Source organism: Bifidobacterium santillanense (genome assembly GCF_018555385.1).
In the GTDB taxonomy this organism is placed as follows: domain Bacteria; phylum Actinomycetota; class Actinomycetes; order Actinomycetales; family Bifidobacteriaceae; genus Bifidobacterium; species Bifidobacterium santillanense.
In genome coordinates, this window is the sequence record NZ_JAFEJS010000003.1 from 142,304 (window position 1) to 161,626 (window position 19,323).

The following is a 19,323-nucleotide window of genomic DNA, read 5'->3' on the forward strand; positions in this document are numbered from 1 at the left end:
CCCGTCGCCGGAAGCATCCGCCTCCGGCGACGGGGGTTTTGTGTTACGCGAGGCGTTCGCGGCATGCGGGAACCGCGCTATCTGCGTTGTGTGGGGTATTTCGGCGGGTTTGCGGATGCCTATCTCGTTTGCGAGGGGTACCCGGCCGGGGTATCGCGCCCCGGAAACGGCTTGACCGCGTTGCGGCGGGGCGGGTTCGCGGGCTGCGTACTCCCGGCAGGTACCCCTCGCAAACGAGATGGACATCCGCACGAGGCCGGAAGTACCCCTCACAACGCAGATAGCCAGCCAAACGACGACCAAATACATCCAAAACCGGCGAAGCCGGCGTCGTCGACCGCCCCTTCAGGAGCCACCTCCTCGTCCGCCGGAATCGTTCCGGCGGATGCCCGGGTCAGTGGGTCCGCTTCCCCGCGAGGAACGTCATCGCCACATGAGCCGGCATGGCGCGCATCGCCTCGGGGGTGGCCTGGACATACGGGTCGGCGTCCAGCAGCACGAGGTCCGCGGGATCGCCGGCCTCGAGACGGTCACGGCCGACCGCGGTGGACGCGGCCAGCGCCACCTCCACCGGCAGACACTGCTCCGGCTGGAACGGCTCGCGCGCGGAGCTCTCCGTGCCGAACACGGCCGCGGAGATCGCCATCCACGGGTCGAGCGGGGCCACCGGGGCGTCCGAGCCCATGCGCAGGGTCGCGCCCGCGTCGTACAGCGCGCGGAAGGCGTACGGGATGCCGGCCGGATGCGCCCAGAACCGGGTGATGACGTCGCGGTCGTCCATCGCATGCTGCGGCTGGATGCTGGCGGCGAGGCCGAGCGCGGCGAAGCGCGGGATGTCCGAACGCTTGAGCATCTGCGCATGCTCGATGGAACCGTGGGCGCCCGTGCGCTCGGCGGCGTCGAGCACGATGGTGTTCGCCTCGTCGCCGATGGCATGGCAGGCGATGTCGAAACCGTGTTCGGTGGCGAGGCGCATGTAGTCCTCGATCTGCTCGGGGGCGTAGCTCAGCACGCCGCGGGTCGGCGGTTCGATGCCGGAGTACGGGGTCGAGCAGTAGGCGGAACGGGTGTTGAGCGAGCCGTCGGAGATGAGCTTCATCGCGCCGACCGTGCCCAGTCCGTGCGAGCCGGGCAGCGCCTTGCCGGTCGTCCAGCCGTCGTCGATGGCCTTGGCCAGGCGCTCCGGATAGACGCCGGCCTCGACGCGCAGCCCGTCGAGCCCCCCGGCAAAACGGCCGATCCACGTGTCGATGTTCTCGGCCATCTCGTAGTCGCGGATGCCGGTCACGCCCTTGCCGGCCGCGTCCGCCTCGGCCTCGCGCAGCAGCCGGTCGGTCTCCTCGGCGGCGCCGGGCGCCTTGTCGAACTCCTTGTATGCCTCGAACCATTCGAGCTCGCCGACGAGGCCGGATTCGTCCACGTGCACGCCGAGGCGGCGGGCCGCCGCGGAGTTCACCCATCCGCAGTGCATGTCGGCGCTGGAGAGCGCGACCGGCTGTTCGCCGGCGGCTGCGTCGATGGCGGCCAGCGTGGGCTGCTCGTCGTCGGACCACAGCGAGTGGCGGAAGCGCATGCCCACCACGAACGCGTTCGGGTCGAGCGTGTCGGCGGCACGACGCTCGTCGAGGTGCGCGCGCAGCATCGCCATCGCCTCGTCGGCGGAACGCGCGTCGATGAGGTCGAGGCGGCCGAGCGTTTTCGACCACTGGGTGAAGTGCGTGTGGCAGTCCATGAGGCCGGGGATGACCCACAGATCGGAGGCGTCGATGACGTCGGAGGCCGGGGTCGAGGTCACGGAGGCACTCCGCGCGGCTGCGGAAGTGTTCTGCGCATGCGACGGATTCACGGAGACGATACGCCCGTTGCGGATGCCGAGATCCACGCGTGCCCCACTACCGGGGATGCGCGCGTTGGTGATGTTCAGATCGTTGTTCATAACCGTCATGGTGCCACCGTTATGTCCACGGACACGAGGGCGTTTTCGACGGCTGGAACGGCCCGACCGGAAAAGGCGGGAAACACAGCCGTGGCGGCATCCCACGCACGGCACGTTATCCACAGGAACCGGCGGTTATGCACTGTGGCATCCCCGGCGATGGCGCAACCGTCGCCGAGCATATAGTCTGGGGTTCCGGATGGATTTACCTCCCCGCCGAAGCATTGGAGCTCGAAGGGACATCCGATTCGGGGCAAGTCACGACGGACAACACAACGGGGTACGACATCATGGGTGATTCAATGGCGCTGGCCGAGCTCACGGAACGGAAATACCGCTGCATGGACGTGTGCGCCGCAATACGGCTCCGCACGGATTGGCGTCCTCCATATGCCCTGTCGACCGCGCTGGGCCTGTTGTCGATCGAAATGCCGAGGATGTCCTCGCCGCCGCGGACGGGGAGACGTCTCCGTTCCGGCATGGTCAATGATTCCCGTGAGCATATCGTGGTGGCCGTTCCGCACGCGAACCGCAAGTACCGCGTCAACGGGGTAGATGCCGTGGTGTGGAGGTTCCCGATGGAGACCGTCACGGTCGAACGGCAGTTCGTCTGCACATCCCCGGCCTGCACATGGGCGATGTTCGCCGCCCACCTGGATCTGGGGGAACTGATTGTACTGGGTGATTCCATGATGCGCCGCGATGGGCGTTTGCGCCGGACGACCGTGGATGAGCTCGAGCTGTACCTTGATGGCGCCGAGGAGTATGCACGACGCGAGGGGGAGGAGGGCCGCCCATGCCGGATGTTCAAGGGGTATGCCGATTGCCGGCGCGCCCTACCAGTGATTCGTCAGGGCACGGATTCCTCGATGGAGACTCGCACCCGGTTGGCGTTGATGCGATACGGGTTGGACTGTCCCCGTGTGAACTATCCAGTGTCGGTCGGGCGCGGAGGCAATACCCTGTATCTGGATCTCGCGTATCCCGAATTCAAGATCTGCATCGAATACGATGGCTCCCACCATGCCGGCCAATGGCTGAATGATGTGAGAAGGCGGCAGCTGCTCGAGGACGCGGGATGGAAATACATTCAGGTGACGTCGATGGACATCGGCGATGCCGCCGCCGAGGCGGATCTGGCCGGTCGTGTCGCGGCGAGGATATACGAGGTGACGGGCGTCGTCATGCCTCTGACGGAGAGAAAGACCATTCGTCAGGTGTGTGATGCCAGAAGCCGTCATCGCAGGCCGATGTACATACGGCTCGGATTCACGCCGCTGTTGGATCCCGATGGCGGGTGTCGATGATGTGCCGGGTATCGGCTTCGCCGCCGTCTTGCCGCTTGGGGGTGTCCATGGTCGTCGTTTGGCTGGCTATCTGCGTTGTGAGGGGTACTTCCGGCCTCGTGCGGATGTCCATCTCGTTTGCGAGGGGTACCTGCCGGGAGTACGCAGCCCGCGAACCCGCCCCGCCGCAACGCGGTCAAGCCGTTTCCGGGGCGCGATACCCCGGCCGGGTACCCCTCGCAAACGAGATAGGCATCCGCAAACCCGCCGAAATACCCCACACAACGCAGATAGCGCGGTCTCCCGCCGGAGTATGACGGGAAACCGCGCTATCGCTGATGAGATGATGCGGCGGGTTGGGACTCAGTACTTCATGCCCATGGCCTCGCGCACCTCGTCAAGGGTCGCCTCGGCGATCTCGTTGGCGCGCTTGTTGCCGTCGTGCAGCACGTCGCGGATGTAGTCCATGTCCTTGGCCAGTTCGGCGCGGCGCTCGCGGTGCGGGGCGAGGAAGTTGTTCACCGACTCGATGACGTACGCCTTGAGCGCGCCGGCGCCCGCGGCGCCGATCTCGTCGGCGATCTCCTTCGGGTCGCGGCCGGTCACGAGGCCCGCGGTGGTCAGCAGCGCGGAGACCTGCGGACGGTTCACCGGATCGAACGTGATGGTGCGCTCGGAGTCGGTCGGGCTCTTCTTGATGAGCTTGGCGGTCTCCTCGGCGGTGGCGCCCAGCATGATCGAGTTGCCGTACGACTTGCTCATCTTGCGGCCGTCGAGGCCCGGGATCTCCGGCGCGTCGGACAGGATCGCGGCCGGCTCCGGGAACACCGGGTGCTTCTTCGCGTAGCGCTCGTTGAAGCGGCGGGCGATGGTGCGCGTGATCTCGATGTGCGGCAGGTTGTCCTTGCCGATCGGCACGACGTTGGCCTTGCAGAACAGGATGTCGCACGCCTGATGCACCGGGTAGGTCAGCAGCAGGCCGGTCAGCGCGTGGCCGGAGGCCTCCATCTCCGACTTGACGGTCGGGTTGCGGTGCAGCTCGGCCTCGGTGACCAGCGACAGGAACGGCAGCAGCAGCTGGTTCTCGGCCGGCACGGCGGAGTGCGCGTAGATCATCGTCTTCTTCGGGTCGATGCCGGCGGCCATGTAGTCGAGCACGAGGTTCAGGACGTTCTCCTGGATGTGCTCGGTGGTGTCGCGGTCGGTGATCACCTGATAGTCGGCGATGATGATGTTGGAGTGCACGCCCTTGTTCTGCATGGCCACGCGCTCCTTGATGGAGCCGAAGTAGTGGCCGAGGTGCAGGCGGCCGGTCGGGCGGTCGCCGGTGAGCATCGTGAACTTGCCCGGCTCGGCCTCGAGCTTGGCCAGCGTCGCGTCCGAGCGCTTCTTCGCGGCCAGGAAGCTGGCGCTCATCTCATTGCCGGCAGCCGTGATCTGCGGTTCCTGCGTTTCGTCCGTCATCTGTTCGTCCTTTGAGTTCGATTCAGGTTGTCAGGTTGTGTCAAAACCGTGCAAAATATCGCTTTTATCGTAAAAGCGCGAGCCGACAAGCCCAACCAATCCAACAAGTGGTACTCTTCTATGTTGATGAATCGATAGCAAGCATTATCTCAGGGGGTCACATGGGCCGCGGACGTCAGAAAGCCAAGCAGCAGAAGATAGCTCGTAAGCTCAAATATCTGACTACCGACACCGATTACGATGAGCTTGCCAAGGAATTGAGCGGCCAGGAGCCCGGAACCGGCTCGATCGACCCGTTCGCCGACATCGAGGACCAGTACGAGTCCCACTATGCGGACAAGTCTGCGGACGATGACGCCGTCACGGACGCCGTCGCGTCCGAGCCGGCCGATCAGGGCGATGATCTGGACGAGTACGCCAAGTGGGCCGCCGAGGCCGCCGCGAAGGCGACCAGCGGTGAGTTCCCCAAGGCGAGCGCGAAGCCCGCGGTGCCGCACAAGCCGATTCCGATGCCGAAGCCGCGCCCGATTCCGAGCGCGCTCAAGCCGAAGCACGACTGAGTCGCTTCACGTAGTACGGTTTTGCCGAAGTCGCGCCGCGATCGTCCGATGACGGTCGCGGCGCGACTGCGTTTTGCGGAGTCGTGGCCGTCACAGCGGCAGCAGCCAACCCAGATCGTCTCGTTCGCCTACCGCGCTGATGCGCCCGGCCGACTTCTCCTCGTCCCATGACGTGATGCCGGCGGCGAGGCGCAGCCATACGTCGGGGTCGAGTTCGATGACGTCCGGCGGGGTGAGATTGTGCGGATCGGACGCCGGCCCGTCAAGGATCTTGATCGCGCCCCACGGCGCCACGCGCACCTCCACGCCCGGCCCCGGGGCCTTGCGTTCCAGCAGGAACAGCGAGTAGCGCACGGCCATCGCCATGACCGGCCGCGGCAGATGCGGGTTGATGGCCAGCCTCGATGCGGTGGTACCCGCCACGGTCTTTCCGTGCGCGGCCGACGTCATGTCATACCCTTCGCGATCCGCTGCCGTTGCGCGGGCCATCGTCCAAGCCGTCTCGCGCCATTGTTCGAACGCCGCGCGCCCGCGCGCCAGATCCTTCTCCAAAATCACAGCCATACCGGCCATTGTGCCACCATTCCACGCGGTTTCCGTGTGATATCGCACGGATCCTTCGGCGGTCTCATGCGATGCGTGCGGATGGCGTGCGATGCCGTACGGCCCCGTGAATCCCGTGGTGTGTGCCCGGGGAAGGACCGTCCGGGGCTCCGGCTCGCCACCCCGCGGACGACTGCATCGTTTGTCTTCCGCGTGGTCGTTGCCGCAGCGTGTCGAACCGTTTCGACCCGCGGAACGACGCGCGTTGGGCATGCTACGTAGTACAGTGGCTGTATTGGCTGATGACAACGTATGCACGATGGTGTGTGGAATGTAACGCACTGTTCATGTATGGGTTGAGACGCGTCCAATGGCGCGCCTTATCATGGTCAGGGAAGTTCCATCCCGGAAGGAAAACGAGAAAAATATGACCGAGATCACTGCACCGAAGTCTCCCGTCACTGCCGAGCAGTTCGCCGACGAGATTCGTGAACAGCTGAAGTACACCCAGGGCGTCACCCCCGAGCAGGCCACCGCGGCCGATGTCTACGTCGCCGCCTCCAAGGCCGTGCGCAACCACCTCGCCGACTCCTGGTTCAAGACCCAGTCCGATATGGTCAACGGCGACACCAAGGCCGTCGGCTACCTGTCCGCCGAGTTCCTCATGGGCAAGCAGCTGGAGAACGCCCTGCTCAACGCCGGTCTGACCGATCAGTTCGATTCCGCCGTCGAGGCCCTCGGCTTCCAGCCGAAGGACATCGTCGACGCCGAGTACGAGCCGGGCCTCGGCAACGGCGGCCTCGGCCGTCTCGCCGCCTGCTTCATCGACTCCCTCGCCTCCCTGGGCGTGCCGGCCTTCGGCTACGGCATCCAGTACAAGTACGGCATCTTCAAGCAGAAGTTCGACGAGAACGGCAAGCAGGTCGAGACGCCGGACTACTGGCTCTCCAACGAGGAGCCGTGGGGCCACATCGACTACAACCGCGACCAGAAGGTCTCCTTCGGCGGCGAGGTCGTCGAGGAGAACGGCAAGAAGGTCTGGAAGCCGGCCTGGTCCGTGCGCGCCGTGCCGGTCGACTACCTCGTGCCGGGCTACAAGTCCCAGCGCGTGAACACCCTGCGTCTGTGGACCGCCAAGTCCTACGACGAGTTCGATCTGCTCGCGTTCAACCGCTCCGAGTACCTGGACGCGGTCAAGCCGCAGGTCAAGGCCGAGAACATCTCCAAGATCCTCTACCCGGAGGACTCCACCAAGGTCGGCAAGGAGCTGCGCCTCGAGCAGCAGTACTTCTTCGTCTCCGCCTCCCTGCACGACGCCATCCGCGTCTTCTACCCGGGCGAGGCCAAGCCGGACCTGACCACCTTCCCGAACAAGATCACGTTCCAGCTCAACGACACCCACCCGGTGATCGGCATCCCGGAGCTCATGCGCATCCTCATCGATGAGTACGACTACGACTGGGACACCGCCTGGGGCATCACCCAGAAGACCTTCAACTACACCTGCCACACCCTGCTGCCGGAGGCCCTCGAGGTCTGGCCGTCCAGCCTGATCGGCGAGCTGCTGCCGCGTCACCTCGAGATCATCGAGAAGATCAACGCCCAGTTCGAGGCCGAGCTCAAGGACAAGGGCGTCGCCGACGAGACCGTCGAGAAGATGCGCATCTACACCGGCGACTCCGTCCGCATGGCGTACCTCGCCACCTACGGCGGTTCCCACGTCAACGGCGTGGCCGAGCTGCACTCCCAGCTGCTCAAGGACGTCACCCTCAAGGACTTCTCCGACGCCTACCCGGACAAGTTCACCAACGTGACCAACGGCGTCACCCCGCGTCGCTTCGTCAAGCTCGCCAACCCGGGCCTGTCCGACCTCATCACCGAGGGCCTCGGCACCGACAAGTGGATCTCCGACCTCGAGCTGCTGCAGGGCCTGGTCCCGCTGGCCCAGGACGACGAGTTCGTCAAGAAGTTCGCCGCCGTCAAGCAGGCCAACAAGCACTCCTTCGTCGGCTTCGCCAAGGACCACTACGGCATCGACATCGACGAGAACACCATGTTCAACACGATGGTCAAGCGTCTGCACGAGTACAAGCGCCAGAGCCTGAAGATCCTCGCCGTCATCTCCCGCTACGCCGGCATCAAGAACGGCACCATCGCGGCCGACGACGTGCTGCCGCGCACCGTGTTCTTCGGCGCGAAGGCCGCTCCGGGCTACTACCTGGCCAAGATGACGATCCAGCTCATCAACAACGTCTCCCGCGTCGTCAACAACGATCCGGACGTCAAGGGCAAGCTGGCCGTCCACATGCTCCCGAACTACAACATCGAGATGGCCCAGAACCTCATCCCGGCCACCGAGCTCGACGAGCAGATCTCCCAGGCCGGCAAGGAGGCCTCGGGCACCGGCAACATGAAGTTCGCCCTCAACGGCGCGCTCACCGTCGGCACCCTCGACGGCGCGAACGTCGAGATCCGCGAGCGCGTCGGCGCCGAGAACTTCTTCCTCTTCGGCATGGACGTCAACGAGGTCGAGGCCCAGTACGCCAACGGCTACGATCCGGCCAAGTACTACGAGGCCGATCCGCGCCTGAAGCAGGCCATCGATCTGGTCGCCGACGGCACCTTCTCCAACGGCGACCGCAACGCCTACGCGCCGCTCGTCTCCGACTGGCTGACCAAGGACTGGTTCATGACGCTGGCGGACTTCTCCTCCTACGCCAACATCCAGGCCCAGATCGAGGAGCTGTACACCCACCCGCTCGACTGGAACCGCAAGGCCATCCTCAACGTCGCGAACTCCGGCTTCTTCAGCTCCGATCGCTCGATCGAGGATTACCTCGAGCGCATCTGGAAGACCGGTCCGCTCGCCTGACGGCCGTCGGACCGACCTTCCAGCCGCGCGCAGGTTTCTGCCTCACGGCTGTCGCCGTTCGGCGTCGCCTACAAACAGTCCACCGGACTGTTTGCTTGACGGCGCCGCACTCTGGCACACCGGTCCGCTCGCCTGATTCTGATTGCCGTAGTAAGTAGTAGGGGGCGGCGACCATGATTGTGTGGTCGCCGCCCCCTACTTTGTGTATTGGGTCGGCACTACGGCGCGGAAGAACGCAATCCGTTGCGTTGTGCCAAAAAATCCTGGTACGACATCCGAATATGGGTGATTTCAGCGCACCGTACCAATCACCCTACTGGTTCGAATCGAGCGTTCCGATAGCAACCATTGCAAAACAAGGGTTTTCGTATCTTCGTACTTGGCACGATGCGCTCGTTATCGCCGAATGACTCCTTTGTCCCAAGGCTCGTTGGCACAAGAGAGAGTAATTAGGAAAATTCTTGCGTTGTACCAGGAAATCTTGGTACGACATGAACTTGCATTGATTGACGTGATCGTTGTGCCAACAATCACGTCACAGCATCCGCAACGGGGTGCAGATGATGGCGACGATCAGCAGCACGGCGACGATCGCGGTGCCGTAGATCCACATGCGCGCGTTGAACGAGCGGCCGCGCAGCGCGGGAAGCCCCGCGACCAGCAGCCAGGTGAGCACGCCGCCGGTCACGAATCCACCGACGTGCGCCTGCCACGCGATGCCGCCGACGACGAACGGCAGCAGGAAGTTGACCGCCATCCAGATCATCATCGAACGGATGTCCGCGCCGATGCGCCGGTAGACGACCAGAATCGCCGCGAACAGGCCGAACAGCGCGCCCGAGGCGCCGTACGTGGCCGTCATCCAGTCGCCGGTGAACCGAGCCCACACGACGAGCCCGACCGCGCCGCCGAACCCGGAGATCAGGTACAGCGCCAGATAGCGCCAATGCCCCATCAGACGCTCCAGCTCAGGGCCGACCGACCACAGCGCGATCATGTTGAACAGGATGTGCATGATGTTCGGCGCATGCAGGAACATCGACGTCAGCCACGTCCACGGTCGGGCGAGCATCGTCAGCGGCATCACCATGCCGGACGAGACGAACATGGCGAACAGGCCCGGGGAGATCAGCCGCAGGAGAACCTCCACGGCCCACACGGCCACGCACGCGGCGATCAGGACCTTGGTGACCACCGGCCCGTTGTGCTTCCACTCGTACGCGATCTGCTGTTTCGTAGGTAGGTTCATCCTCATGCTCATGGAGTCAAGTCTTGTGAGCGCTCCCGCCCAAGCGGGAGAGCGTTGGGCGAGTTCCCACCCAATTCTCACATAATCGCGCCTATGATGGTGAGCAAGGTCGGCCTGAACGAACAAGTCGACGAGAATGGGAAAGGAGCCGTCATGGAGAACAAGTCCTCGAACGGTTGGAAGTTCTTTGCATTGCTGTTCGGTGCGTTGCTCGCCGGTCTGGTGGGCCTGTACATCTACAAGCAGCAGAACCCGGATTACGATCCGTGGGAGGAACCGTGGGAGAACAGCTCTTCGCCGGTCGATCTGGGGCTCGACAAGGCCAAGGGCAAGGATAAGGACGCCGAGGCCGAGTCTGCCGACGAGCCGGCCGCCGACGCTCCCGAGGCCGCCGAGGCCTGATTCCTGCGCGATTGCCTCGATGCTCAACCACTGAGCGAGTACTTACGGCAAAGGTCCCGTGACCATCCGAAAAACGACGGATGATCCCGGGACCTTTCGCGTATGAAGCGGCTCCTACTTCGTGACCTTCGGCTGCAAACCGGCGGAGTTCGCGACTGCCGACTCCTGGCCGCACACGGCGAGCCAGTTGGCGAGCAGACGGTAGCCGTCCTGCGTCATCACGGATTCGGGATGGAACTGGACCGCGTACATCGGCTTGCCCTTGACGCGGATGCCCTGCACGATGTGGTCGCCCTGCGTCCACGCGGTCACCTCGAGCGTGTCCGGCACGGAATCCGGCTCGACGGCGAGCGAGTGATAGCGGGTGGCGGTCATCGGGTTGGCGACGCCCGCGAAGATCTCATCGTCGACGTGCTCGACGAGGCTCGTCTTGCCGTGCATGATCGTCGGCGCATGATCGACCGTGCAGCCGTACACCTCGGCCAGCGCCTGAAGCCCCAGACACACGCCGAACATCGGCTTGTCCTGCTTCGCGCACAGACGGATCATGTCCTCGCTGGCGCCCGATTCGGCCGGGGCGCCGGGGCCGGGCGAGATCAGCACGCCGTCGTAGCCGTCGGTCACGTGTTCGTCGGACGGGTCGATCGCGTCGTTGCGCACCACGTCGACCGTGGCGCCGAGCGTCTTGAGATACCCGACGATCGTGTAGACGAACGAATCGTAGTTGTCGACCACGAGGATGTGCGCGGAATCGGTCACGATGGCTCCTTTTCGACTGGACGCACGGGCTTGTGCTGCCGCCGGAAGCCGTGCTGAGCTGAACGCTATGCTGAACGCCAGTCTAGCCCACTACTGCTGCACGGCCACGTAGTTGCTCATCTGCTGCAGCATCGGGATGTTCGCCGACGCCCAAGGGAACGCCCACTGGAACAGCGCGCCCACCGCGGCCAGGACGAGCAGCGCCGTCAGCAGCACGCGGATCGGCAGGATTCCCGGCATGAGCCGCCAGATCCCGCCATAGAGGCTCGCGTCCGGCCTGCGCCGACGCCCCGCGCGGATGTCGGCCAGCAGCGGCCAGCGCCACGCGACCGCCGCCGCGATCGCGAACACGGCCCACGCCGTCAATGCGCCGACCACATACGGCTGCAGCGAGCCGATGCGCGCCGGCAGCGACATCTCGGTCGAGCTCGTGCTCGCGAACTTCACCTTGCCGCTCGAGTCGGTGGTCGACAGCTCCTGCGGGATGCCGTCGGACACCTTCGCCCAGTACTTGAGCTCGCCCCACGCGATCCACCGGTGCGTGGCGGTCGTGTACTTCGGCTCGCACGTGGTGAGCGTGATGAGGCGCTTGCTGGGATCCGCGCCCAGATTCTCCGGATCGGGGGCGATGACCCAGACGTCCGTCGGCACGACGATCTGGTAGCGCTTGTACGTGTAGACGTACCAGTAGTCCTGCGTGCGGATGATGATCGGGTCGCCCTCCTGGAGCTTGTCGATGTCGCCGAGCGGTTCGCCGTAGCCGGAGCGATGGCCGGCGATCGCGAAGTTGCCTACCTCGCCGGGCATCTGCGTGCTCTGGTAGTGGCCGAGTCCGTGGCGCGCGAGCTGCTCGGCGTCGGTGCCCTCGACGATGTTGCGCTGCCATCCCTCGCCGAACCGCGGAACGTACAGCTGCGCGATCAGGTCGCCGTAGCGCGCGCTCTCCGGCTGGACCGGGGCGTCGCCGGACTGCGCCTCGGCGATCGTCGTGTCGCCGGACGCGCTCGGGTCGGACCACGAGACCTGCTCGCGCGTCTCGACCTGCGTGCGTTCCGCCTGCACGCCGGTCCACCACATCTGCCACACGATGTACAGCGCGCAGATCGCGGCCATCGTGATGAGCAGCTCGGCGAGGATGCCGATCGCCTGCCACGCCGGTCCGCGCCGGGTGCGGCCCGACGTCTTTGGCCCGTCGATGGTCGCGTCCGTGATGCCGTCGTCCATGGCCCTCTTCGCGCTGTGCTTCATGCTCGCCCGTCACTCCCCCGTGGTCGTCGTGGTATCGTCCGTGCCGTCGTCCGATGCGCTGCCCGATCCCGCGACGGACGCGTACTTGAGCGGCTGCAGCAGCGACGCGGTCTCGTCGAAATGCAGGTTCTTCCTCCGTTCGACCTTCCATCCGAGGCCGAACGCGCTGACGTACTGCTTGTAGATGCGGATGGCCGGCGAATCGTCCAGCGCCTTGACGAGCGCGTCCTGATCGCCGATGGCGTAGATCGTGAACGGCGGCGAGTACTTCTTGCCGTGCAGCGAGACGACGTTGCCCGAGCAGATCACGGCGGAGTTGAACAGCATGCGTTGGTCCATGAACATCATGGACGTGGCGCCGCCCGCCCATAGCGCGTTGATCACCGATTCGATGTCCTGCTGGTGGATCACGTACTTGTCGATGTCGTCGCTGGAACCGGAGGCGTCGATCGCCTGCTCCCACATCGGCGAATCGTCGAGCGTGACGGCGACGCCCGGGCCGTCGACGGCCTGCAGGGTCGCGCCGGAGCCGGCGTCGGTGGTCGTGGCGGTGCTGCCGTTCTTCGAGACGAGATCGGTGAGCGTGCTCACGTCGGCACTGAGCTTCTCGACCTCGGCGTTGAGCTTGTTGACCTCGTCCACGCGCTGCTCGATGAGTCCGGCGGTGTCCGAATTGACCGTGGCCGTGCGGTTGAAGCGCAGGTTCGTGACGAAGAGATAGCCGGTCAGCGCGACGACGAGCATCACCGCGACGCCGCCCGCGAAGGACCGTTTCACGCTGTGCCGACCACCGCCGTGTCTGGCCATGCCGCCGCCTTTCCGCCGGGCCCGACGTGTTCACCGGGCCGTGTGCGCCGGTATCCACCGGTTCCGCCGGTTATTTGCACACATGCCTCGACGCTGCACATTTGGCCGCCAATATCCGCTGATCGCTCGCCACGTTCGAGTGTAACCACTATTATGACTTCTAGCCTATAGAACTTGAATGGAGACTACGCTGATGGCTGACGAAGAGCTGGACAACAACTCGAATGGACAGAAGGACTGGCAGTCCGATACGAAGCAGGACGACGCCGCGGGCATCGTCGATATGGACAAGGTCGAGGCCGTCCTCAACGCCACCGCCGACAAGTCGGCGATGACTCCGCAGATGCAGCGCATGATGGCGCGCCAGGAGGAGAACACCCGTCGAGTCGAGGAGACGATCAAGGGCACCAAGTCCAACCCGCGTTGGTTCGTGCCGCTGTTCTGCATCCTGATGGTGATCGGTCTGATCTGGGTCGTCACCTACTACCTGACCTCTGACTACCCGATCCCGAACATCGGCGCGTGGAACCTGCTCATCGGCTTCGTCATCATCATGATCGGCTTCATCATGACGATGTGGTGGCGCTGAGTTTTCCACATCCCGTGTGGCATGCAGGCCGTCGTCCCGTTTCCCGGGGCGGCGGCCTTCGTCGTCTCCGGGCGTGACGGCCGATATGACATCTGACGGAACGTCCGCATGTGGATAAGTCGGGGGTATGGGGTGTGTGCATAACAGTAATCCACAGGTTATCCACAGTGAAAATCGTTGGAATTCCGGCCTTTGTGGATTGTTATCCACAAGTTATCCACCACTTATCCACTGATACGTAGTGGTTGTCCACAAACTATCCACCGGATCGGGGCAAGTTATCCACAATCGGCGACGGTTATCCACCCGAAGGATGTGGATTTCCGCCCCCGGCGCCCCTTGCTGATCGCGTGGACGATTCCCCGGAAGTTGTCAACATGACTTCCGTACGATTGTGGATAACCCACTATGCACATATCCACAATTCACAATCGTTGATTTTTCAACGTTTCCGCAACCAGAGTGGGGTTGTGCACATCGGTTTTCCACTATGGGTCCACCGTTATCCCCAAGTTATCCACACTGTTTTCCACATCCTGTGGAAAACTACATATGTGTAAGTCACCCTACTAGGCACTACATGTAGTGTTCGGTTGGGTGGACGCGGCGGATCGGCCCATCCCGTTCGCGACACACTCAAGGCCGTTTGGCCAAGCCTACAGTCGCGAACGGGATGGGCCGATCCGCCGCTCACTCACGTACGGACGTTGCGCTGGGTGGGGTGATGACACTATCGGAGCCAGGAGCGACAATGCATATGCCGGGAAATGCGGCCAATACGGGCAACCATGGTGAGTTCACGACGAAACGGAGCAGAGGGGCGGGTTTCCTGTTCGCGATCGTAGGCTTGGCCGAACGGCCTTGAGTGTATCGCGAACAGGAAACCCGCCCCTCTGCGGTCACCGAACTAACGGCAAATCAGAAGCTAGGAACCCCCTACTTCGTAGCGGTCTTGCTGGCGGAGGACCCGGTGGATCCGGAGCTGGTCTCGCCTCCGGATCCGGACGAGCCGGAATTGCCCCCCGATTCGCCACCGGAGTTGGACCCTGATCCGGACCCCGAGTTGGAGCCGGAATTGCCCCCCGATTCGCTGCCGCCGGACGAGGTGGCGACCGTGGTCAGGGTGATCGTGGCGCCCTTCTCCGCGGTGGATCCGCTGGAGGTGCTCTGTGCGACGACGCGGTCGGATGTGGAGGCGGAACCGGACTGGTTCACGGTGAAGCCGAGCGCCTCGAGCTGCGCCTTGGCGTTCGCGTAGGTCTCGCCGATCACGTTCGGCACGGTGACCGGCTGCGAGCCCTTGGACACGACGAGGCTCACGGACGTGCCCTGCGCCACGGACGTGTTGGAGGACGGATAGACGCTCATCACGTTGCCGGCGGCCACGGAGTCGCTGTACTCCTCGGTGATCGTCACGCCGGTGAAGCCCGCGTCGCGCAGCGCGGCGACCGCGGAGTCCTTCGATTGGCCGACCAGTCCGTCGGGGATCGTGGTCAGGCCGGACGAGACGTACAGGAGCACGGTCGTGCCCTTCGGCTCGGACTTGCCCGCCGCCGGGTTGGTGCGGGTGACCTTGTCCTTCGCGATCGACGCGCTGTCCTCGGTCTGCACGCTGGTGCCGACCTTGAAGCCGGCCGATTCCAGCTCGGTGCGGGCCTCGGACTGCGTCATGCCGGTGACGTCGGGGATCTTCGTGCTCTGCGGGCCGGTGGAGAACCAGACGCGCACGGTCGAGCCGCGTGCGGCCTTCGCGCCGCCCTCGGGGTTTTGCTTGGTGAACGTGCCGTCGGGCTCGGTCGAGTCGTTGTCGTCGACGGCCTCGAAGGTGAAGCCCGCGGCCTCGATCTTCGCCTTGGCCATGTCCTTGGTCATCGACGTGGTGATCGTCGGGACGGTGGCCATCTGCTCGGTGGCCGCCTCGTTGCCGGAGACCATGAACCAGACGCCCAGTACGACGAGCAGCGCCACGGCCACGCCGATCAGCGAGCCGATGACGATCTTCTTGCGCTTGCGGGCCTTCAAGGCCGCGGCGCGCTGTGCGGCGCGCGTCTGGGCCATCGTGGTGGAGGCGGCGGGACGGATCTGCTCGAACTGGCCGGTGGCCGGGTTGAACGCCTGCGTGGACGAGCCGCCGCCGTCCGGGTTGAGCGGCACGGTGGCCGCGTCCTGCTCGGCCTGCTTGCGGGCCTTCATGTTCGCGAGGTCGGTGAGCGGGTTGAACGCGGCCGCCACCGGCACGCCGCCGTTCATGAAGGTCAGGATGTCGTTCTTGAACTCGGCGGCCGTCGCGTAGCGGTTCTGGCGGTCCTTGGCCATCGCCTTGGCGCAGATCGAGTCCCACATCTTCGGCAGGCCCGGCACCACGGCGGACGGCGGGGTCGCCACCTCGGAGACGTGCTGGTAGGCGATCGCCACGGCGGAGTCGCCGGTGAACGGCGGACGGCCGGTGAGCATCTCGTAGAGCACGCAGCCGGCGGAGTATAGGTCGGAGCGCATGTCGACGGTCTCGCCGCGCGCCTGCTCGGGGGAGAGGTACTGCGCGGTGCCGACGACGCCCTGCGACTGGGTCATCGTCGCGGCCGAGTCGTCGAGCGCGCGGGCGATGCCGAAGTCCATGACCTTGACCATGCCCTGATCGGAGATCATGATGTTGCCGGGCTTGATGTCGCGGTGGATGATGCCCATCCGGTGCGAGTACTCGAGGGCGTTCAGGACGCCGAGCATCACCTGTTCGGCGTCGCGCTGGCTCAGCGGGCCGTTGGCGCGGATGATGTCGCGCAGGGTCTGGCCCTTGACGTACTCCATCACGAGGTACGGCAGGCGTTCGGGCTGGCCGTTCTCGCCGGTGATCGTCTCCTCGCCCGAATCGTAGATGTTGACGATGTTCGGGTTGTTCATCTGGGCGACGGAGTGCGCCTCGCGGCGGAATCGCGCGAGGAAGATCTCGTCGTTGGCGAGGTCGGAGCGCATGATCTTGATGGCGACGGTGCGTCCGAGACGCGTGTCCATCGCCACGTGGACCTCGGCCATGCCGCCGCGGCCGACGAGCTGGCCGAGCTGGTAGCGGCCGTCCGCCAGAGCAGAGGGCATGTTACTCATTGGTGCTCCTTCCAAACGTCTGTTGGCTCGAGCCGTCCATGTTCGGCGCATCCACGACGCCGGTGTTGCCGGCGGTCCTGCCGGTCACGCCGGAACCGGGCGTCGGCGTCGTCACGGTCACGCGCGGGTTCGCCAGCGGGATGTGCGGGGTGCTCATCACCCGTCGCGGCAGACGCCCGCCGGCGACGATGCGCGTGGAGTCGGTCAGTTCGGTCTGCTGGTCGAGCAGACGGCGTTCGATGCGCGCCAGCGTGCGGGAGACGACGAGCGCGTCCTTGGGGCGGTCGAGCGGGTCCTTCGCCAGCATCGACATGACGAATTCGCGCAGCTGCACGTCGACGGTGGCCGGCAGCGGCGGCACGGGGTCGTTCACGTGCGCGGCGGCGATGTCGACCGGGGTGGCGCCGGTGAACGGGCGATGGCCGCACAGGCCCTCGTATGCGACGACGCCCAGGGAGTAGATGTCCGACTGCGGCGTGGCCTGCTGGCCCTGTGCCTGCTCGGGGGAGATGTACTGCGCGGTGCCCACGACCATGCCGTCCTGCGTGATCTGCTCCTGATTGGTGGAGTAGGAGACGCCGAAGTCGGTGATCTTCACCTCGCCGGTGTCGGAGACCATGATGTTGGCCGGCTTGACGTCGCGGTGGATCACGCCGTGGGAGTGCGCGACGAACAGGCCGCGCGCGGTCTGGATGAGGATCGGCAGCAGCTGCAGCGGATCCATCGCGCCCTGCTCGTGGAAGATGTCGGCGAGCGACTTCGACGGCACGTACTCCATGACGAGGAAGCCGATGCCGTCGTGCTCGTAGTATTCGAACAGCGCGGCGATGTTCGGGTGCGCGAGATTGGCGGAGTTGTGCGCCTCCGCGCGTAGGCGACGCAGCTTGGCCTCCGCGTTGGACAGGTCGGAGCGCAGCGCCTTGATGGCCACCGGACGATTGAGCTGGATGTCCCAGCCCTTCCAGACCTCGCCCATGCCGCCCTTGGCGATTCTCGAATCGAGGCGATATCGGCGATGGATGAGCTGTCCTTCGATCAGTTTCATTGCTTGAGCGCCTCCTGGATGACGGTACGGAAGATGGGGCCGGCCGACTGATAACCATAGCCGGTGGTGTTGTGCACGACCACGGCGAGCGCGATCTGCGGGTCGTCGGCGGGGGCGAATCCGATCACCCAGCCGTCGTTCGTGGCGTTGTTCGCGCCGATCTGCGCGGTGCCGGTCTTCGCGGCGATGTCCACGCCGGAGACGGCGAGCGTCGGCGCGTCCTTGGTGACGACCGACTGCATCATCTGCGTGAGCTTGTTGGCGGTGTCGGCGCTGAACGGCTCGCTCATCTCGGAGGCCTTGGTCTCGGAGAAGACGGACAGGTCGGCGGCGCGCACGCGGTCCACGAGGGTTGGGCGCATGAGCTTGCCGTCGTTGGCGATCGCGGAGGCGATCAGCGCGTTCTGCATCACGGTCTCGGTGACGTCTCCCTGGCCGATCGAGGCCAGCGCGAGCTTGTCGGCGGTCATCGAGGTCGGGTAGTTCGAGGCGACGGCCTTCATCGGCGATCCGGTGACGTCGGTGCCGTCGATGAGGATCGAGCTGCCGAAGCCGAGCTTCGAGGCCATGTCGGCGATGGCGTCCTGGCCGAGGCTCACGCCCAGCTGGGCGAACGCGGTGTTCGACGAGTAGGTGAGGGCGTCCTCGAGGCTCATCGAGCCGTTCGAGCCGTTGGCGGCCGAGCTGGAGTTGGTCAGCGCGGTGACGGTGCCGGGCAGCGTGTAGCTCGAGCCGGCCGGGATCTGCGTCGTCGTGTCGTACTTGCCGGTCTCGAGGGCCGTCGCGGCGACCACGGTCTTGAACGTGGAGCCCGGAGGGAAGAGCTGGCTGGTCGCGTTGTTGAGCATCGGGTTCGACGGGTCCGACGTGAGGTTCTTGTAGTTCTCGGTGAGCGTCTTGCCGTCGTGCGTGGCGAGCAGGTTCGGGTCGTAGCTCGGCGTGGACACCATCGCCAGGATCCGGCCGGTCTTCGGCTCGATCGCGACGACCGCGCCGGTCTGGCCCTGCAGCGCGTTGTATGCGGCCTGCTGGAGCTTGGTGTCGATCGAGGTCTCGATGTTCGCGCCCTTGTTCTCGCTGCCGGTCAGCGCCGACTTGACGCGCTGCCAGAAGAGGGTGTCCGATTCGCCGGAGAGCAGCGAGTTGCGCGACGCCTCGATGCCGCGGTCGGCGCGCTGGCTGATCGAGAAGAAGCCGGTGACCGGCGCGTACAGGGCGCCGCTGGTGTAGGAGCGCTGGTACTTGAACGCGTCGTTCGTGGCGGTCGACTGCGCGAGCACCGTGCCGTCGGCCGCGAGGATCGCGCCGCGCGGGGCGCCGAACTCGTGGTAGAGCGAGCGCGAGTTGCGCGTGTCCGAGTTGAGGGAGGTGGCTCGGATCGCGGTGATGATCGTCGTCGACAGGCCGAGGATCGTGAACAGGACGACGACCGCGGTGAACAGCTGGCGCAGCATCTTGTTCATG

General features: G+C 65.0%; 15 protein-coding genes. 5 read left to right on the forward strand and 10 right to left on the reverse strand.

The genetic code is table 11. The features are described 5' to 3' along the window. Positions 1-394 precede the first annotated feature (394 nt). Positions 395-1,936, reverse strand: a complete 1,542-nt coding sequence (locus JS528_RS04640) for an amidohydrolase (protein WP_420838182.1) — start codon at positions 1,934-1,936, stop codon at positions 395-397. Positions 1,937-2,226: 290 nt separating this feature from the next. On the opposite strand from JS528_RS04640, the gene JS528_RS04645 reads away from it, so the two are divergent. Continuing rightward, positions 2,227-3,243 (forward strand): hypothetical protein, encoded by a 1,017-nt coding sequence (locus JS528_RS04645; protein WP_214357977.1) that lies wholly within the window; start codon positions 2,227-2,229, stop codon positions 3,241-3,243. Between the two features lie 342 nt (positions 3,244-3,585). On the opposite strand, the gene trpS is transcribed toward JS528_RS04645, so the two are convergent. Continuing rightward, positions 3,586-4,686: a tryptophan--tRNA ligase gene (trpS, locus tag JS528_RS04650; protein ID WP_214357925.1), complete on the reverse strand. Its 1,101-nt coding sequence runs from the start codon at positions 4,684-4,686 to the stop codon at positions 3,586-3,588. Between the two features lie 161 nt (positions 4,687-4,847). Between trpS and JS528_RS04655 the strand changes: the two genes are divergently transcribed. Further along, positions 4,848-5,246 carry a DUF3073 domain-containing protein gene (locus tag JS528_RS04655; protein WP_214357926.1) on the forward strand — a complete coding sequence of 133 codons (399 nt, stop codon included), beginning with the start codon at positions 4,848-4,850 and terminating at the stop codon, positions 5,244-5,246. 90 nt (positions 5,247-5,336) lie between these two features. On the opposite strand, the gene JS528_RS04660 is transcribed toward JS528_RS04655, so the two are convergent. Beyond that, complete coding sequence (locus JS528_RS04660; RefSeq protein ID WP_214357927.1) at positions 5,337-5,810, reverse strand: sterol carrier family protein; 474 nt, start codon at positions 5,808-5,810, stop codon at positions 5,337-5,339. Between the two features lie 406 nt (positions 5,811-6,216). Between JS528_RS04660 and JS528_RS04665 the strand changes: the two genes are divergently transcribed. After that, entirely contained in the window at positions 6,217-8,661 is a 2,445-nt protein-coding gene (locus tag JS528_RS04665; RefSeq protein WP_214357928.1) for a glycogen/starch/alpha-glucan phosphorylase, read from the forward strand. A 535-nt stretch (positions 8,662-9,196) separates the two neighbouring features. Here JS528_RS04665 and JS528_RS04670 read toward each other — a convergent pair. Next, a complete protein-coding gene (locus JS528_RS04670) occupies positions 9,197-9,922 on the reverse strand; it encodes a rhomboid family intramembrane serine protease (protein WP_420838183.1) in 726 nt (241 codons plus the stop codon). Positions 9,923-10,063: 141 nt separating this feature from the next. Between JS528_RS04670 and JS528_RS04675 the strand changes: the two genes are divergently transcribed. Continuing rightward, positions 10,064-10,312 carry a hypothetical protein gene (locus JS528_RS04675; RefSeq protein ID WP_214357979.1) on the forward strand — a complete coding sequence of 83 codons (249 nt, stop codon included), beginning with the start codon at positions 10,064-10,066 and terminating at the stop codon, positions 10,310-10,312. Positions 10,313-10,426: 114 nt separating this feature from the next. On the opposite strand, the gene JS528_RS04680 is transcribed toward JS528_RS04675, so the two are convergent. The 3 genes from JS528_RS04680 to JS528_RS04690 all read right to left on the reverse strand — a co-directional run bounded on the left by JS528_RS04680 (position 10,427) and on the right by JS528_RS04690 (position 13,126). Next, positions 10,427-11,071, reverse strand: coding sequence for an anthranilate synthase component II (locus tag JS528_RS04680; protein WP_214357929.1), 645 nt, complete (start codon positions 11,069-11,071; stop codon positions 10,427-10,429). Positions 11,072-11,161: 90 nt separating this feature from the next. Beyond that, the gene (locus JS528_RS04685; protein ID WP_214357980.1) at positions 11,162-12,295 is read right to left on the reverse strand and encodes a class E sortase; all 1,134 of its coding nucleotides are present in this window, start codon (positions 12,293-12,295) and stop codon (positions 11,162-11,164) included. Between the two features lie 33 nt (positions 12,296-12,328). Further along, positions 12,329-13,126 carry a DUF881 domain-containing protein gene (locus JS528_RS04690; protein WP_214357930.1) on the reverse strand — a complete coding sequence of 266 codons (798 nt, stop codon included), beginning with the start codon at positions 13,124-13,126 and terminating at the stop codon, positions 12,329-12,331. A 178-nt stretch (positions 13,127-13,304) separates the two neighbouring features. On the opposite strand from JS528_RS04690, the gene crgA reads away from it, so the two are divergent. Next, positions 13,305-13,715, forward strand: a complete 411-nt coding sequence (gene crgA, locus JS528_RS04695) for a cell division protein CrgA (RefSeq protein ID WP_214357931.1) — start codon at positions 13,305-13,307, stop codon at positions 13,713-13,715. 936 nt (positions 13,716-14,651) lie between these two features. On the opposite strand, the gene pknB is transcribed toward crgA, so the two are convergent. The 3 genes from pknB to JS528_RS04710 are packed head-to-tail and all read right to left on the reverse strand — an operon-like array spanning position 14,652 to position 19,322. Next, positions 14,652-16,814 (reverse strand): Stk1 family PASTA domain-containing Ser/Thr kinase, encoded by a 2,163-nt coding sequence (pknB, locus tag JS528_RS04700; protein WP_420838184.1) that lies wholly within the window; start codon positions 16,812-16,814, stop codon positions 14,652-14,654. After that, positions 16,807-17,859 (reverse strand): serine/threonine-protein kinase, encoded by a 1,053-nt coding sequence (locus JS528_RS04705; RefSeq protein WP_214357932.1) that lies wholly within the window; start codon positions 17,857-17,859, stop codon positions 16,807-16,809. The genes pknB and JS528_RS04705 overlap by 8 nt, the downstream gene beginning before the upstream one ends. Beyond that, a complete protein-coding gene (locus tag JS528_RS04710; protein WP_214357982.1) occupies positions 17,856-19,322 on the reverse strand; it encodes a peptidoglycan D,D-transpeptidase FtsI family protein in 1,467 nt (488 codons plus the stop codon). Before JS528_RS04710 ends, JS528_RS04705 begins: the two co-directional genes overlap by 4 nt. Between the last annotated feature and the right edge of the window lies 1 nt (position 19,323).

Bases quoted from the DNA above. Each gene is read 5' to 3' on its own strand.
- JS528_RS04640 (WP_420838182.1), bottom strand. From the start codon at position 1,936: ATGAACAACGATCTGAACATCACCAACGCGCGCATCCCCGGTAGTGGG.
- JS528_RS04645 (WP_214357977.1), top strand. From the start codon at position 2,227: ATGGGTGATTCAATGGCGCTGGCCGAGCTCACGGAACGGAAATACCGC.
- trpS (WP_214357925.1), bottom strand. From the start codon at position 4,686: ATGACGGACGAAACGCAGGAACCGCAGATCACGGCTGCCGGCAATGAG.
- JS528_RS04655 (WP_214357926.1), top strand. From the start codon at position 4,848: ATGGGCCGCGGACGTCAGAAAGCCAAGCAGCAGAAGATAGCTCGTAAG.
- JS528_RS04660 (WP_214357927.1), bottom strand. From the start codon at position 5,810: ATGGCTGTGATTTTGGAGAAGGATCTGGCGCGCGGGCGCGCGGCGTTC.
- JS528_RS04665 (WP_214357928.1), top strand. From the start codon at position 6,217: ATGACCGAGATCACTGCACCGAAGTCTCCCGTCACTGCCGAGCAGTTC.
- JS528_RS04670 (WP_420838183.1), bottom strand. From the start codon at position 9,922: ATGAGCATGAGGATGAACCTACCTACGAAACAGCAGATCGCGTACGAG.
- JS528_RS04675 (WP_214357979.1), top strand. From the start codon at position 10,064: ATGGAGAACAAGTCCTCGAACGGTTGGAAGTTCTTTGCATTGCTGTTC.
- JS528_RS04685 (WP_214357980.1), bottom strand. From the start codon at position 12,295: ATGGACGACGGCATCACGGACGCGACCATCGACGGGCCAAAGACGTCG.
- JS528_RS04690 (WP_214357930.1), bottom strand. From the start codon at position 13,126: ATGGCCAGACACGGCGGTGGTCGGCACAGCGTGAAACGGTCCTTCGCG.
- crgA (WP_214357931.1), top strand. From the start codon at position 13,305: ATGGAGACTACGCTGATGGCTGACGAAGAGCTGGACAACAACTCGAAT.
- pknB (WP_420838184.1), bottom strand. From the start codon at position 16,814: ATGAGTAACATGCCCTCTGCTCTGGCGGACGGCCGCTACCAGCTCGGC.
- JS528_RS04705 (WP_214357932.1), bottom strand. From the start codon at position 17,859: ATGAAACTGATCGAAGGACAGCTCATCCATCGCCGATATCGCCTCGAT.
- JS528_RS04710 (WP_214357982.1), bottom strand. From the start codon at position 19,322: ATGAACAAGATGCTGCGCCAGCTGTTCACCGCGGTCGTCGTCCTGTTC.